Raw genomic sequence first — 15,237 nt, 5'->3', positions numbered from 1 at the left:
TGCCGATAATATAATTTTTACCCAAAGAAATTGACGTTGCAGGTAGGCCGCAAGCGAACGAATCCCAATGAGCTTACACAAGTAAGTGATTTGGGTGAAAGAGCGCAGCGAACACCCCTGCGGCTTCAAATGCGAAGGGTATAACATAGGTAAACTTAACTAAAACGCCATGAGCGACGACCACTCACAAAACAATGATAGCCCCAGTCCCAAGAAAGGGTTCTTTACTCTCATTCTTAACCAGTTATTCCACGGCGAACCTAAGAACCGTGGTGATCTGGTAGAGCTTATCCGTGATTCTGAGCAAAACGATTTGATCGATCCCGATACCCGCGACATGCTGGAAGGCGTGATGGATATCGCCGAACAGCGCGTACGGGACATCATGATCCCCCGCTCTCAGATGGTCACACTAAAGCGTAATCAAACGCTGGATGAGTGTCTGGATGTGATTATTGAATCTGCTCACTCCCGCTTTCCGGTGATCAGTGAAGATAAAGATCACATCGAAGGTATCCTAATGGCCAAGGATTTGCTGCCGTTTATGCGTACAGATTCCGAGCCATTCAGTATTGATAAAGTCTTACGGACGGCGGTTGTAGTGCCGGAAAGTAAGCGTGTCGATCGGATGCTGAAAGAGTTCCGCTCCCAACGCTATCATATGGCTATTGTCATTGATGAGTTTGGTGGCGTTTCAGGCCTGGTGACCATTGAAGATATTCTTGAGCTGATCGTTGGCGAAATAGAAGATGAGTATGACGATGAAGAAGATAGAGACGTTCGTCAACTCAGTCGGCACACATACACGATTCGTGCGCTGACACCCATTGAAGATTTCAATGAAGTCTTCAACACCCATTTCAGCGACGATGAAGTGGACACTATTGGTGGTTTGGTGATGCAGGCGTTTGGTCATTTACCTGCCCGCGGTGAAACCATTGAAATTGAAGGTTACTTATTTAAAGTTGCCATGGCAGATAGCCGACGTATTATTCAGGTTCATGTGAAAATCCCGGATGATGCTCCGCAACCAAAACTGGAAGAATAAATCCTCGATGCCTATCGCTTCACTCCGTCAACGCCAGTGGGTTCGCGCCCTACTGGCGCTATTTTTTGGCGCCTGCGGTACGCTGGCCTATTCACCATTTGATAGTTGGCCCGCAGCCATTGTTTCACTGTTTGGTTTACTCAGCCTGACATTGAATCGCAGCACCAAACAAGCCGCTTTTATCGGCTTTTGTTGGGGTATGGGGCTGTTTGGCACTGGCGTTAACTGGGTTTATGTCAGTATCTCTGAATTTGGCGGCATGCCGACGGCCATCAATATCTTCCTGGTGGTATTGCTGGCGGCGTATCTTTCGCTCTATACCATGCTGTTTGCCGGTGTATTAGCCCGCATATGCCCGAAGGCGACTTGGTGGAGACTGGCGATTGCGGCCCCCGTGGTGTGGCAGTTGACTGAATTCTTGCGCGGTTGGGTATTAACTGGCTTCCCATGGCTACAATTTGGTTATAGCCAAATCAATGGCCCACTACGCGGTATTGCCCCCATTCTTGGCGTCGATGGCATCACTTTCATGCTGATGTCCATCAGCGGATTACTGGTTTACGCCTGTTATCAACGCCGGATAACTGCGGCAATTATTGCAGTAGCCATGTTATTACTGCCGTGGCCGCTGCGCCAATTACATTGGTTCACACCGGAACCTGAACGCGCGGTTAATGTGGCGATGGTGCAAGGTAATATTGCTCAGTCAATGAAGTGGGACCCTAAAGTCCTGCTATCGACTCTGCAAGTCTATCTGGATGAGACCCGCCCATTTATGGGTAAAGCTCCCATTATCATCTGGCCAGAATCTGCCATTCCTGATATTGAAACTGATCAAACCGGCTTCCTGACGATGGTTGATGACCTAATGCGGGCCAATCACAGCAGCTTGATCACCGGGATTGTAGATGCACAGCGCCGGCCGGAGGGTAATGGTTACCACTTCTTCAACAGTATCATTGTGTTAGGCGATAAAGAACCCTACCAATATCCGACCCGTAATCGCTATAGCAAACACCACTTGGTACCCTTTGGTGAGTTTGTGCCGCTTGAGTCCCTGCTGCGCCCACTGGCGCCGCTGTTTGATTTACCTATGTCGACATTCAGCCGCGGCGATTATGTGCAGCCACAGTTAAATGTGGCCGGGTTTAACCTGACTGCCGCTATTTGTTATGAAATCGTCTTGGGCCAACAGGTTCGAGATAACTTCAGGCCGGATACCAACTTCTTGCTAACGGTCTCTAATGATGCATGGTTTGGTCACTCTATCGGGCCATGGCAGCATTTCCAAATGGCACGCATGCGCGCCCTCGAATTAGGTCGCCCTCTGTTGCGCAGTACCAATAATGGTATTACGGCGGCAGTTGGCCCAAGCGGTGAAGTCTTGGCACAAATTCCACAGTTCACCCAGCAAGTCCTGGAAGTTAAAGTCACGCCAACGATCGGCATGACCCCTTATGCCCGCTTTGGCTCGTGGCCAATGTGGATTATCACCTTGGTACTGGCGGCATTGACGTTATATCGTGCTGTCCGCTGTCGCCCTGACAAAAATAAACCAAAGTAACCTGAGCGCCTTATGTCATTGAAACCTGAATATATCCTCACGACTGAAGCACAATTAAGTGAGCATTACGCCTCGCCCAATCAGAACGTGTTGAAAAAACAAATAGATCACATTGATGATTATGCCAAAAAGCTGATTGCCGCCGCACCTTTCGCGGTGTTGGGGACTCTGGGCGCTAATGGAATAGACTGTTCGCCCAAAGGCGGGGATGCGGGTTTTATTCATGTGCAGGATAGCAAAACACTGATGTTGCCAGACAGGGCGGGCAATAACCGCCTGGATGGTATTCGTAATTTGCTGCATAACCCATTTATCGGCATCTTGTTCTTGATCCCCGGTTGGACTGAAGGTTTCAGGGTGAATGGCCGGGCAAAAATATCCATCGACCCACAACTGTGTGAGCGTTTTAGCCAAAACGGCCACCCCGCTCGCAGCGTGTTAGTGATTGAAGTCGATGAAGTATTTATCCACTGTGGCCGCGCAATCACCTTTGCTGACTTGTGGAACCCAGAGAAACATGTAGAGAAAGAAAACGTTCCAACCGCGCTGGAAGTTTTTAAAGCTCATTTGGCTATCAATAATCATCAATTAAGTTAGTCATCAATTAAGCTAACCTGCTGTTAAAATGAGGCAATACTTAAGCTAATTGATAGTATTCCATGATTGGCTACAGGTTAATTAACTCATCTCCCCCAGATAATATTTCTTAGCCCTGATAAACAGGGCTATTTATCCGCACAACTTTCCCTCGACTGGCACAGACCTTGCATTGTTTCTAATCAAATAGTGTTAGTTATTTCCTCATATCTAGCTTGTATTCAGCCATCAAAGGGGATTCCCTCAGTGAATCGGCGAAGGTCAGTTTCGAATGAAGAAATAGCGGTTATTCGCCCGCACATTTATGGGGCGCATCACGCACCCTAATAGTGCGGTACTGTTTTACTGCCTCTATTTGGTGCGATTTGCGTCCCAAAAAACAAACATTTATTCATCATTTGCATAACAATTTGCTATTTTTTAAAGATAATCTGATACAAGTAACAATGAAAATAGCGGGTTGACCAACAAATATCTTTGGTTATGCAAGCACCAAAAAATAAGACGATTTTTGGGTATTTCTTGTTTTTAACATGACTACATTTTAAGTATCACAACATCGAGTTAGAAAATATTAAGTAAAAAACAACATTAAAGGAGTTGGACCATGCATATGCGTAAATTGGCGTTAGCGCTACTGTTAGCTGGGATGGCAAGTGGTGTAGCCCAAGCAGAAGAAGCAGTAAAGGCAGATGCTTCTGCTGACACACTGAAGAAGATCAAAGATAACGGCGTTATCGTGGTCGGCCACCGTGAGTCTTCCGTTCCATTCTCTTATTATGATAATCAACAGAAAGTGGTTGGTTATTCACAAGATTATTCCAACTTGATCGTCGATGCGATCAAGAAAAAACTTAATGCACCCGACCTGCAAGTGAAACTCATCCCCATTACTTCGCAGAACCGCATTCCGTTACTGCAAAATGGAACCTTTGATTTCGAGTGTGGTTCCACCACGAATAACCTCGAACGTCAGCAACAAGCCGCATTTTCTAACACCATTTTTGTTGTCGGTACCCGTTTACTGACCAAAAAAGGTTCTGAAATCAAAGATTTCAAAGAGTTAGCTGGAAAACCTGTGGTCGTGACATCGGGCACCACCTCTGAAGTCTTGCTCAATAAATTGAATGAAAAAGACAACATGAATATGCGCATCATCAGCGCCAAAGACCACGGTGACTCTTTCCGTACCTTGGAAAGTGGCCGCGCAGTGGCCTTTATGATGGATGATGCTTTGCTGGCTGGCGAGCGAGCAAAAGCCAAGAAACCGGATCAATGGGACATCGTCGGTACTCCGCAATCTCAGGAAGCTTACGGCTGTATGTTGCGTAAAAACGACCCAGCCTTTAAAGCTCTGCTGGATGAAACCATTGCCACCGCACAAACCTCTGGTGTGGCTGAAAAGTCCTTTGATCGCTGGTTCAAAAACCCAATTCCACCTAAAAATCTTAACCTGAATTTCTCACTGTCTGATGAAATGAAGGTGCTGTTCAAAGCCCCTAACGATAAAGCATTGAACTAACAATAATAATCAGGGTGGGCGATGCCTACCCTACAGATTGATGATGAACCGATGGGATACAGGAAATGAATGCGGGGTGGCCGTTCCCCACTCCGCATTTTTTTGTTAACCCTCGGGAAGCCGCAACGCATTGGATCATCAGTCATCAGGGTGGCTTATCCATCCTTTTAAGGGAGTTTGTTATGTCAATAGACTGGAACTGGGGCATTTTCTTGCAACCTGCCCCTTTCGGTAATACCACCTATTTCGGCTGGATTTGGTCCGGCTTTCAGGTCACTGTCGCATTATCATTGTGCGCTTGGGTTATCGCTTTCTTCGTAGGTTCATTATTTGGGATTTTAAGAACAGTTCCCAACCGCATTCTGTCTACCATAGGGGCCACTTACGTCGAGCTGTTCCGTAATGTGCCGCTTATTGTGCAATTCTTTACCTGGTATCTGGTGGTCCCTGAGCTTTTACCGACCAATCTTGGCATGTGGTTCAAAAGTGAGTTAGATCCGAATATCCAGTTCTTCCTTTCATCAATGATGTGTCTGGGTTTATTTACCGCCGCTCGTGTTTGTGAACAGGTACGTGCCGGGATTCAATCACTGCCTCGAGGTCAAAAAGCGGCGGGTTTGGCGATGGGGTTAACTCTGCCGCAAACTTACCGCTATGTTTTATTGCCCAATGCCTATCGGGTCATTATTCCCCCGATGACCTCAGAAATGCTCAATTTGGTTAAAAACTCAGCGATTGCATCAACAATCGGGCTGGTGGATATGGCGGCACAAGCAGGGAAATTGCTGGATTACTCAGCTCACGCCTATGAGTCGTTTACTGCCATCACCCTTGGTTATGTATTGATCAACGCTATCATCATGTTGTTGATGCGATTAGTTGAAAAGAAAGTGCAGTTGCCCGGCAATCTGGGGAGTAAATAATGTACGAATTTGATTGGAGTTCCATCGCCCCCAGCCTGCCATATCTGCTGCAAGGTTTGGCCGTTACCGCCAAAATAACCCTTATCGCCATTGTCTTTGGGATTATCTGGGGCACGATTCTGGCCGTGATGCGGCTGTCGCCGATTAAAGCCATCCGTTGGTTTGCCACCGCCTATGTCAACGTGTTCCGCTCTATTCCTTTGGTGATGGTGCTGCTGTGGTTTTATCTGGTGGTTCCGAGCTTATTACAAAATGTGCTGGGCTTATCACCAAAAACTGATATTCGCTTAATCTCTGCCATGGTAGCCTTTTCATTATTTGAAGCGGCTTATTACTCAGAAATTATCCGTGCCGGGATCCAAAGCATCTCTCGTGGGCAATCCTCTGCAGCTCTGGCGTTGGGCATGACCCAAGGTCAGTCAATGAGACTGGTTATTCTGCCCCAGGCTTTCCGCGCCATGGTGCCATTGCTGTTAACCCAAGGGATTGTATTATTTCAGGATACATCGCTGGTATATGTCCTTAGTCTGGCGGATTTCTTCCGCACCGCGACCACTATTGGCGAGCGGGACGGGACTCAGGTCGAAATGGTGCTGTTTGCCGGTTTGGTGTATTTCGTTATCAGTTTTTCCGCGTCGATGCTGGTTAACTATTTGAAGAAAAGGACTGTTTGATGATTTCCCTGAAAAATGTTTCTAAGTGGTACGGCCACTTTCAGGTGCTGGCTGACTGCACCACCGAAGTAAAAAAAGGCGAGGTCGTGGTGGTCTGCGGCCCTTCTGGCTCAGGTAAATCGACCTTAATCAAAACTGTTAATGGGCTGGAACCAATTCAAAAAGGAAACATTACAGTAAATGGTATTGCCGTGAATGATAAGGGCACCAACTTGGCGCAATTACGCTCCAAAGTCGGCATGGTGTTCCAGCATTTTGAACTGTTCCCACACTTGTCTATCATTGAAAACCTGACACTGGCACAAGTCAAAGTGCTCAAACGCGATAAAACAGAAGCGCGGGAAAAAGGGCTAAAATTGTTAGAGCGTGTCGGTCTTACCACCCACGCAGATAAATTCCCCTCTCAGTTATCTGGTGGCCAGCAACAGCGTGTGGCGATTGCCCGCGCACTGTGTATGGACCCTATCGCCATGTTGTTTGACGAACCGACTTCAGCCCTTGACCCAGAAATGATCAACGAGGTGCTGGATGTAATGGTCAAACTGGCGCTAGAGGGCATGACCATGATGGTAGTGACCCACGAAATGGGCTTCGCCCGTAAAGTCGCTAACCGGGTTATTTTCATGGATGAAGGGAAAATCGTCGAAGACAGTAACAAAGATGATTTCTTTAACAATCCTAAATCTGACCGTGCCAAAGACTTCCTGGCGAAAATCCTGCATTAACCGCCCTCCTCCCCTGCGCCGGTGGGGGAGGAAATTTGCTCTGGTTCTCTTTTTACACCCGCCGAGATTGCTTATCCATTTTATTGTGCGCATCCTCCAAAGAATGCTGCCACTAAAAGAGGAAAAGTGATGTCCCGCTCTATTATCATTGATTGCGATCCCGGCCATGACGATGCTATTGCGCTGATTTTGGCTCTGACCTCCCCCGAACTGAATGTACAAGCCGTGACCACCTGTGCTGGCAACCAAACCCCCGATAAGACTTTGCGCAATGCGCTGCGGATTTTGACATTACTTGAGCGCCAGGATATTCCGGTGGCTGGGGGGGCATTGAAGCCGCTACTGCGCGAACTGATTATTGCTAACAATGTTCACGGTGAAAGTGGTTTAGATGGCCCATCGCTACCTGATCCGGGCTTCGCGCCACAAGCTGAAAATGCCGTGGAACTAATGGCGAGAATATTGCGTGACAGCCCTCACCCCGTGACCTTGGTGGCAACCGGCCCTCTGACTAACGTCGCTTTGTTACTGGCCGGCCATGGTGCTCTGGCGGCCAAAATAGACCGCATCGTTATCATGGGCGGGGCGGTGATGTTAGGAAACTGGACGCCTGCGGCTGAATTTAACATTTTTGTTGACCCCGAAGCAGCTGATCGTGTCTTTAAATCGGGAATCCCCATTACCATGGCGGGGTTGGATGTCACTCATCAAGCACAAGTGATGGATGAGGACATTGACAGAATTCGTCAGTTGAATAATCCAATCGCCGAGGTAGTTGCGGACTTATTGGATTTCTTTATGTTGTATCACCGACAAGAGCGCTGGGGTTTTCAAGGTGCGCCATTGCATGATCCTTGCACCATCGCCTGGTTATTGGCACCGGAATTATTCACCAGTATTGAACGTTGGGTCGGTATCGAAACCCGTGGTGAATATACCCAAGGGATGACAGTGGTTGATTATTACCAACTCACTGACAATAAACCTAATGCAGAAGTTCTGATGGGCATTGATCGAAAAGGATTTATTGATTTACTGGTCGAACGTATTGCCCGCTACGGCAAATAAGCTTTTGACACTCCGCCAGCGCGGAGTGTCTCTTTTAGCCTAAATCAGCTTTAGGGCTGGAAAGGCCGGCGATTAAATTGGTCATGACCACATTTAGGGCAAAGCGGCAACACTTCTGGGGTATAGAAAGCCAGGTGATAATGGCATTTTTCACAGACCAGGTTCCCCAGCCCGACCACCTCGCCACTGTGATAAACCCCATGGTGGCTGACATCTTTGAACACCTCACGCCACTCCAACTGTGTTTTGTCGGTGATATCAGCCAGCTCCTGCCATAAACTTTCTTTAATAACTCGCATAAATACGCTATCAGTAAATTCATCCTTACTCTCTTCATAGCTACGAGCAAATTCCTCCAGATCTCGCCGCACCGCCTGAATAATTTGCTCGACTTCACTGCGAGTTAAGTCTTCTAACACATCTAGCCGCTGCTCAGCGCTGTCCACCAGCTTGTCGATATCACGTTCACCATTTTTCAAGCGTTCAGTCAGTGATGCCACCAACTCACGATAATATTGAGCTACCTTGTTCATACAGTCTCCTCGATCCACGGTTGTGATAAAGCAAATTGTGATAAAGCAAAAGTTGTGACAAAGAAATAGGGATAAAGTGCCTGTTTTGCTTACTTCGCTCCTGTTATCTGCGGGTACTTACTCTGATATTAAAGCTAACGTTAATAATTTTAGTCGTAAATGACTGAAGTCACGTCATCATCAGGTTGTTCTCGCGTCACTTTGATGATTTCTGCCATTCACTGCGCAGAAAATGCCTCCTGTAGGATGCAGAGTGTTGTTGCCGCTGCCGCTTATCAGCTATGCTATGCGGATCTCTCTTTATGATATGAAACAGATGATGCTACAGGCGTAGCTGTTTTTCACTATAGGACCACCGGCCGCCATGCAAGAGCAATACCGCCCAGAAGATATCGAAACGCAAGTTCAGCTTCACTGGCAAGAGAAGCAAACTTTTAAAGTCACTGAAGATACCAGCAAAGAAAAATATTACTGCCTATCCATGCTGCCGTATCCGTCAGGGCGCCTACATATGGGGCACGTTCGTAACTACACCATTGGTGATGTTATCTCCCGTTACCAGCGCATGCTGGGCAAAAACGTGTTACAGCCTATCGGTTGGGATGCATTTGGCCTGCCAGCTGAAGGCGCGGCGGTCAAAAACAACACCGCACCTGCCCCTTGGACTTACGACAACATCGAATATATGAAGAACCAGTTAAAATTACTGGGCTTCGGTTATGACTGGGATCGCGAGATTGCCACCTGTAAACCTGATTATTACCGTTGGGAACAGTGGTTCTTCACCAAGTTGTATGAAAAAGGCATGGTCTACAAAAAGACCTCGGCGGTTAACTGGTGTCCACACGACTTAACTGTTCTGGCTAACGAGCAAGTGATCGACGGCTGCTGCTGGCGCTGTGATACCAAAGTTGAACGCAAAGAAATTCCACAGTGGTTTATTAAAATCACTGATTACGCTGACCAATTGCTTAATGACCTGGACACGCTGGAAAGCTGGCCAGAACAAGTTAAGACCATGCAACGTAACTGGATTGGCCGCTCTGAAGGGGTTGATATCGTTTTCGATGTCGCCGACAGCGAAGAGAAATTCTCCGTCTACACCACTCGCCCAGACACCTTTATGGGTGTGACCTACCTGGCGGTTGCTGCGGGCCATCCATTGTCATTGCAAGCCGCGGTCACCAACCCGGCACTGGCTGATTTTGTTGCTGAATGCCGTAACACCAAAGTTGCCGAAGCTGAAATGGCCACGATGGAGAAAAAAGGCATGGCAACCGGCCTGTATGCCATCCATCCACTGACGGGTGAAAAACTGCCTATCTGGGCGGCTAACTTTGTCTTGATGGATTACGGCACCGGTGCAGTCATGGCGGTTCCAGGCCACGATGCTCGTGACTGGGAATTTGCGACCAAATATAACCTGCCAATCAAGCCGGTCATTTTGGCGGCTGACGGCAGTGAGCCAGACTTGAGTCAGGAAGCGATGACCGAAAAAGGCACCCTGTTTAACTCGGGTGAGTTTGATGGTCTGAATTACGAAGATGGTTTCAATGCTATCGCCGACAAACTGGTCGCACTGGGTGTCGGTCAGCGCAAAGTCAATTACCGTCTGCGTGATTGGGGTGTTTCCCGTCAACGCTATTGGGGCGCGCCTATCCCGATGGTAACACTGGAAGACGGCACTGTAGTGCCAACACCTGAAGATCAACTGCCGGTCATCCTGCCGGAAGATGTCGTCATGGATGGTATTACCAGCCCGATCAAGGCCGATCCTGAGTGGGCTAAAACCACCGTCAATGGTATGCCTGGCCTGCGTGAAACCGATACTTTCGATACCTTTATGGAATCTTCCTGGTATTACGCGCGCTACACCTGCCCACAATATGATGAAGGGATGCTGGATCCGGCGGCGGCTAACTACTGGCTGCCAGTCGATCAATACATCGGCGGGATTGAGCATGCCATCATGCACCTGATGTATTTCCGCTTCTTCCACAAACTGCTGCGTGATGCCGGTCTGGTGAATTCAGATGAACCCGCCAAGCGCCTGTTGTGTCAGGGTATGGTGCTGGCGGATGCCTTCTACTACACCGGCACTAGCGGTGAGCGCATTTGGGTTTCTCCGGCTGATGCCATTGTTGAGCGTGATGACAAAGGCCGCATTGTTAAAGCAGCGGATGCCGAAGGCCATGAACTGGTTTATGCCGGTATGAGCAAAATGTCGAAATCGAAAAATAACGGTATCGACCCACAAATCATGGTAGAAAAATACGGTGCCGACACCGTGCGCCTGTTTATGATGTTTGCTTCACCAGCAGAAATGACGCTGGAGTGGCAGGAATCTGGTGTAGAAGGCGCTAACCGCTTCCTGAAACGCGTCTGGCGCTTGGTGTTTGACCACACCACTAAAGGGGCGGTAGCCGCACTGGATATCGCTAGCCTGACGGAAGAACAAAAATCTTTACGTCGTGAGTTGCACAAAACAATTGCCAAAGTCACTGATGACGTGGGCCGCCGTCAAACGTTCAATACCGCCATTGCTGCGGTGATGGAGTTGATGAACAAGCTGGGCCGCGCACCTCAGGAAACTGAGCAAGACCGCGCTCTGTTGCAAGAAGCATTGCTGGCAGTGGTGCGTATGCTATATCCATTCACCCCTCACGTTTGCTTCAGCTTGTGGCAAGCTCTGGGTGGCGAAGGTGATATTGATATCGCGCCATGGCCAATTGCAGATGAACAAGCAATGGTCGAAGACTCTAAATTAGTGGTCATACAGGTTAATGGCAAAGTGCGGGGCCGAATTACTGTGCCTGCCGATGCCACTGAGCAGCAAGTCCGTGAGCGCGCTGGTCAAGAGCACTTGGTGGCTAAATACCTGGATGGCGTTACCGTGCGTAAAGTCATCTATGTCCCAGGCAAACTGCTTAACCTGGTTGTAGGTTAAGACAAGGAGGAGTTGTGCGACATCGTATTCTGACGCTGTTGCTGGGGTTGGCGGTGCTAGTCACCGCTGGCTGTGGCTTTAATTTGCGAGGCACCACTCAGGTGCCACCTGAGCTACAAAAACTGTTGCTGGAAAGTAGCGATCCTTATGGCCCGTTAACTCGTGCGATACGCCAACAATTGCGTTTAAGTAACGTCACTATTGTTGATGACCCGATGCGTAAGGACCTACCGATACTACGGATTATTGGCTCATCCCAGAGTCAGAATACAGTGTCAGTCTTCCGTAACGGTGTGACGGCGGAGTATCAGTTAGTCTTGCATGTACAGGCGCAAGTTCTGATTCCAGGTCATGATATTTACCCAATACAGGTCAATGTCTTCCGTACTTTCTTCGATAACCCGCTAACAGCACTGGCGAAAGCGGCGGAAGCCGATGTTTTACGTCAGGAAATGCGTGATCAGGCGGCTCAACAGTTAGTGCGTAAGCTTTTGGTTGTGCATGCTGCTGAAGTGCAAAGTGCGCGGGAAAATGGCGATGCACTAACGAAAGGTAATACTGCTCCTGGTGCCGCTAAAACGGCTGTTGTCGAAGAAATCAATATTGGCAAACCTGCTGTCAGTACCCCGGCCCAATGATCCGAGTCTATCCTGAACAACTTGTCGCGCAGCTCCATGAGGGGCTGCGTGCTTGTTATCTGTTATGTGGTAACGAACCCTTATTGTTACAGGAAAGCCAAGACCATATTCGCCGTGTAGCAATATCCCATGATTTCACCGAGCATTTCAGTTTCGCGCTGGATGCTCACACTGAATGGGACAATATTTTTAGTCTTTGTCAGGCACTGAGTTTATTTGCCAGCCGCCAAACTCTTCTATTGAGTTTCCCGGACAGCGGATTGACCGCGCCAATGAATGAACAGTTAGTTAAATTATCTGGCTTGCTGCACCCTGATATCTTGCTGATATTGCGGGCAAACAAGCTGACTAAGGCGCAAGAAAACAGCGCTTGGTTTAAGGCCCTCAGCCAGAATGGTGTTTTTGTCAGTTGCCAAACACCAGAACAAGCGCAGCTTCCACGCTGGGTAAGTATTCGCGCTAAGAGTCTGAATCTAGAGGTAGATGATGCCGCCGTTCAACTGCTTTGCTACTGCTATGAAGGTAACTTGCTGGCGTTATCACAAGCATTGGAACGGCTCTCCTTGCTTTACCCTGACGGCAAACTAACACTGCCCAAAGTAGAGCAAGCCGTCAACGACGCCGCACATTTCACCCCGTATCACTGGCTTGATGCCTTACTGGCAGGGAAAAGCAAACGCGCCTGGCATATTCTGCAACAATTGCAGCAGGAAGACAGTGAGCCAGTTATCTTACTGCGCACACTTCAGCGCGAATTATTACAGTTGTTAACGCTAAAGCGCCGAATGGGACAAGTGCCACTGAGAACTTTATTTGACCAATTCAAAGTGTGGCAAAATCGCCGTCCGATGATGACTCAAGCACTACAGCGCCTTTCCATGCAACAACTGCAACAAGCTGTGCATTTATTAGCACAGATAGAAGTCCGTCTGAAACAGGACTATGGTCAGTCAGTCTGGCCGGAGTTAGAAACACTATCTATGCTGATGTGTGGAAAAAATTTACCTGAGAGTTTTTTTGATGCCGAATAAATCCCCGACTCGCACGCTGTTTGCCCTGTTCGGTGGGACTTTTGACCCCATTCATTATGGTCATTTAAAGCCAGTTGAAGCATTGGCTCAACAAGTCGGTTTACAACACATTATTTTGTTGCCTAATCATGTCCCTCCGCATCGTCCGCAACCTGAAGCCAATGCACAACAGCGGCTAAAAATGGTCGAACTGGCAGTGGCCGACAATCCTTTGTTCAGCGTTGATTCACGCGAGTTATTACGCGACAGCCCATCATTCACCATTGATACACTGGAAGCACTGCGTAAAGAACGTGGTGCTACACAGCCTTTAGCGTTTATTATTGGGCAAGACTCATTACTGTCGCTGCATAAATGGCATCGCTGGCAATCATTGCTAGATGTGTGTCACTTGTTGGTTTGCGCTCGCCCTGGCTACTCGCAAACACTGGAAACACCTGAATTACAGCAATGGCTTGATGCCCATCGTGTCTTTGAACCAGAGGCGTTAAGCCTGCGGCCCCATGGGGCAATCTATCTGGCAGACACACCTTTATTGAACATTTCTGCTACCGATATTCGCCATCGGCGTCATAATGGCGAAAGTTGCGATGACTTACTGCCTCGTGCAGTACAGCGATATATTGAGTTACAAGGTTTGTATCGCCAAAAAAATTGAAGTTGCAGGTAGGCAGCAAGAGAATGACAAATCGGTCTGAACCGATTTGAACAGCATTTATGCTAGCCCGTAGGGTGAGCCTCAAGGATGAGGCTCATTAGCCCCGATGAGCTTACTCAGGTAAGTGATTCAGGTGAGTGAACGTAGCGAACACTCCTGCGGCTTCAAGTATGAAGGCGGTTCGTGGCTGAGGGTTTATATCGCGATGCATTTACCCATGTTATACTCCGCCGCTAAATTTCAGGTATTCGCTGAAAAAACGTTACATTCTAACTGTTCATACCGGTAACTGTTCGCGGGATCTCCTGCAAACAATACTTAAGAACGTTATATACCCAAAGAATTTGACGTTGCAGGTAGGCAGCCAGCGCACGAATCCCGAAGAGCTTACATGAGTAAGTGACTCGGGTGAGAAAGTGTAGCTAACACCCCTGCTACTTCAAGTACGAAGGGTATAGACAGAAATCACCCGAGGGGGAACCTTTGCAAGGTAAAGCGCTCCAAGAATTTGTTATCGACAAGCTCGATGATTTAAAAGGCCAAGACATTATCACTCTGGATGTTCAGGGTAAGTCCAGCATCACTGATTTCATGATTATTTGTACCGGGACGTCCACTCGCCATGTTATGGCACTGGCAGATAACCTGGTTCAGGAATCGCGCGCGGCTGGCATGATACCTTTTGGTATCGAAGGTCAGGGTGTCTCTGACTGGGTCGTCGTCGACTTAGGCGAAGTCATTGTGCATGTGATGCAAGAAGAAAGTCGCCGTATTTACGAACTGGAAAAACTCTGGAGCTAAGCGGTGAAACTGCAACTGGTAGCCGTCGGTACAAAAATGCCAGACTGGGTGCAGACAGGTTTTATCGATTACCTGCGCCGCTTTCCCAAAGATATGCCCTTCGAGCTGGTAGAGATACCCGCAGGTAAACGGGGTAAAAATGCGGATATCAAACGCATTTTGGAAAAAGAAGGCGAGCTAATGCTGGCGGCGGTTGGGAAAAACAACCGTATTGTCACGCTGGATATCCCAGGGACCCCCTGGGAAACCCCACAATTGGCTCAACAATTAGAGCGCTGGAAGCAAGATGGCCGAGATGTCAGTTTGCTGATTGGCGGGCCGGAGGGGTTAGCCCCAGCCTGTAAAGCCGCCGCCGAGCAGAGCTGGTCGCTCTCTCCGCTGACGCTACCTCATCCTTTAGTCCGTGTTTTAGTTGCCGAGAGCCTCTATCGCGCCTGGAGTATTACGACCAATCACCCTTATCACCGGGAATAGGTGGGCGATGAATCTGAGTGAAATGATAACCCTG

The 15,237-nt window shown here is 48.4% G+C and carries 15 protein-coding genes; 14 read left to right on the top strand and 1 reads right to left on the bottom strand.

Features of this window, described 5'->3' with window-relative positions; translation table 11 throughout:
• Positions 1 to 169: 169 nt before the first annotated feature.
• The 8 genes from corC to rihA all read left to right on the top strand — a co-directional run bounded on the left by corC (position 170) and on the right by rihA (position 8,121).
• Positions 170 to 1,048, top strand: coding sequence for a CNNM family magnesium/cobalt transport protein CorC (corC, locus tag DXZ79_RS06485; protein ID WP_005158416.1), 879 nt, complete (start codon positions 170 to 172; stop codon positions 1,046 to 1,048).
• Positions 1,049 to 1,055: 7 nt separating this feature from the next.
• A complete protein-coding gene (lnt, locus tag DXZ79_RS06480) occupies positions 1,056 to 2,612 on the top strand; it encodes an apolipoprotein N-acyltransferase (RefSeq protein ID WP_038634762.1) in 1,557 nt (518 codons plus the stop codon).
• Between the two features lie 12 nt (positions 2,613 to 2,624).
• Positions 2,625 to 3,209, top strand: coding sequence for an MSMEG_1061 family FMN-dependent PPOX-type flavoprotein (locus DXZ79_RS06475; RefSeq protein WP_038634765.1), 585 nt, complete (start codon positions 2,625 to 2,627; stop codon positions 3,207 to 3,209).
• Between the two features lie 607 nt (positions 3,210 to 3,816).
• Positions 3,817 to 4,731 (top strand): amino acid ABC transporter substrate-binding protein, encoded by a 915-nt coding sequence (locus tag DXZ79_RS06470; protein ID WP_042562351.1) that lies wholly within the window; start codon positions 3,817 to 3,819, stop codon positions 4,729 to 4,731.
• A gap of 182 nt (positions 4,732 to 4,913) precedes the next feature.
• Positions 4,914 to 5,654, top strand: coding sequence for an amino acid ABC transporter permease (locus DXZ79_RS06465; RefSeq protein ID WP_038634768.1), 741 nt, complete (start codon positions 4,914 to 4,916; stop codon positions 5,652 to 5,654).
• A complete protein-coding gene (gltK, locus tag DXZ79_RS06460) occupies positions 5,654 to 6,328 on the top strand; it encodes a glutamate/aspartate ABC transporter permease GltK (RefSeq protein WP_032819850.1) in 675 nt (224 codons plus the stop codon). Before DXZ79_RS06465 ends, gltK begins: the two co-directional genes overlap by 1 nt.
• Positions 6,328 to 7,053 (top strand): amino acid ABC transporter ATP-binding protein, encoded by a 726-nt coding sequence (locus DXZ79_RS06455; protein ID WP_004390594.1) that lies wholly within the window; start codon positions 6,328 to 6,330, stop codon positions 7,051 to 7,053. Before gltK ends, DXZ79_RS06455 begins: the two co-directional genes overlap by 1 nt.
• A 129-nt stretch (positions 7,054 to 7,182) precedes the next feature.
• Positions 7,183 to 8,121 (top strand): pyrimidine-specific ribonucleoside hydrolase RihA, encoded by a 939-nt coding sequence (rihA, locus tag DXZ79_RS06450; protein ID WP_050291451.1) that lies wholly within the window; start codon positions 7,183 to 7,185, stop codon positions 8,119 to 8,121.
• A 50-nt stretch (positions 8,122 to 8,171) separates the two neighbouring features.
• On the opposite strand, the gene DXZ79_RS06445 is transcribed toward rihA, so the two are convergent.
• On the bottom strand, positions 8,172 to 8,654 hold the full coding sequence (locus DXZ79_RS06445; RefSeq protein ID WP_038634773.1) for a zinc ribbon-containing protein: 483 nt from the start codon (positions 8,652 to 8,654) through the stop codon (positions 8,172 to 8,174).
• Between the two features lie 364 nt (positions 8,655 to 9,018).
• On the opposite strand from DXZ79_RS06445, the gene leuS reads away from it, so the two are divergent.
• From leuS to rlmH, 6 genes are all read left to right on the top strand, one after another.
• On the top strand, positions 9,019 to 11,601 hold the full coding sequence (gene leuS, locus DXZ79_RS06440) for a leucine--tRNA ligase (RefSeq protein ID WP_038634777.1): 2,583 nt from the start codon (positions 9,019 to 9,021) through the stop codon (positions 11,599 to 11,601).
• Between the two features lie 14 nt (positions 11,602 to 11,615).
• The gene (gene lptE / locus DXZ79_RS06435) at positions 11,616 to 12,239 is read left to right on the top strand and encodes an LPS assembly lipoprotein LptE (protein WP_120011162.1); all 624 of its coding nucleotides are present in this window, start codon (positions 11,616 to 11,618) and stop codon (positions 12,237 to 12,239) included.
• A complete protein-coding gene (gene holA, locus DXZ79_RS06430) occupies positions 12,236 to 13,270 on the top strand; it encodes a DNA polymerase III subunit delta (RefSeq protein ID WP_038634785.1) in 1,035 nt (344 codons plus the stop codon). Before lptE ends, holA begins: the two co-directional genes overlap by 4 nt.
• Positions 13,260 to 13,928, top strand: coding sequence for a nicotinate-nucleotide adenylyltransferase (gene nadD, locus DXZ79_RS06425; protein ID WP_038634788.1), 669 nt, complete (start codon positions 13,260 to 13,262; stop codon positions 13,926 to 13,928). Before holA ends, nadD begins: the two co-directional genes overlap by 11 nt.
• A 483-nt stretch (positions 13,929 to 14,411) precedes the next feature.
• Positions 14,412 to 14,729: a ribosome silencing factor gene (gene rsfS, locus DXZ79_RS06420; RefSeq protein ID WP_004390601.1), complete on the top strand. Its 318-nt coding sequence runs from the start codon at positions 14,412 to 14,414 to the stop codon at positions 14,727 to 14,729.
• Between the two features lie 3 nt (positions 14,730 to 14,732).
• Positions 14,733 to 15,203: a 23S rRNA (pseudouridine(1915)-N(3))-methyltransferase RlmH gene (gene rlmH, locus DXZ79_RS06415; protein ID WP_004390602.1), complete on the top strand. Its 471-nt coding sequence runs from the start codon at positions 14,733 to 14,735 to the stop codon at positions 15,201 to 15,203.
• The last annotated feature ends 34 nt before the right edge of the window (positions 15,204 to 15,237 follow it).

Origin of the sequence: Yersinia rochesterensis, from assembly GCF_003600645.1 — a bacterium.
Classification (GTDB): Bacteria; Pseudomonadota; Gammaproteobacteria; order Enterobacterales; family Enterobacteriaceae; genus Yersinia; species Yersinia rochesterensis.
Note: the sequence above shows the minus strand (reverse complement) of the source record. Positions and strands in the feature narration are given on the sequence as shown.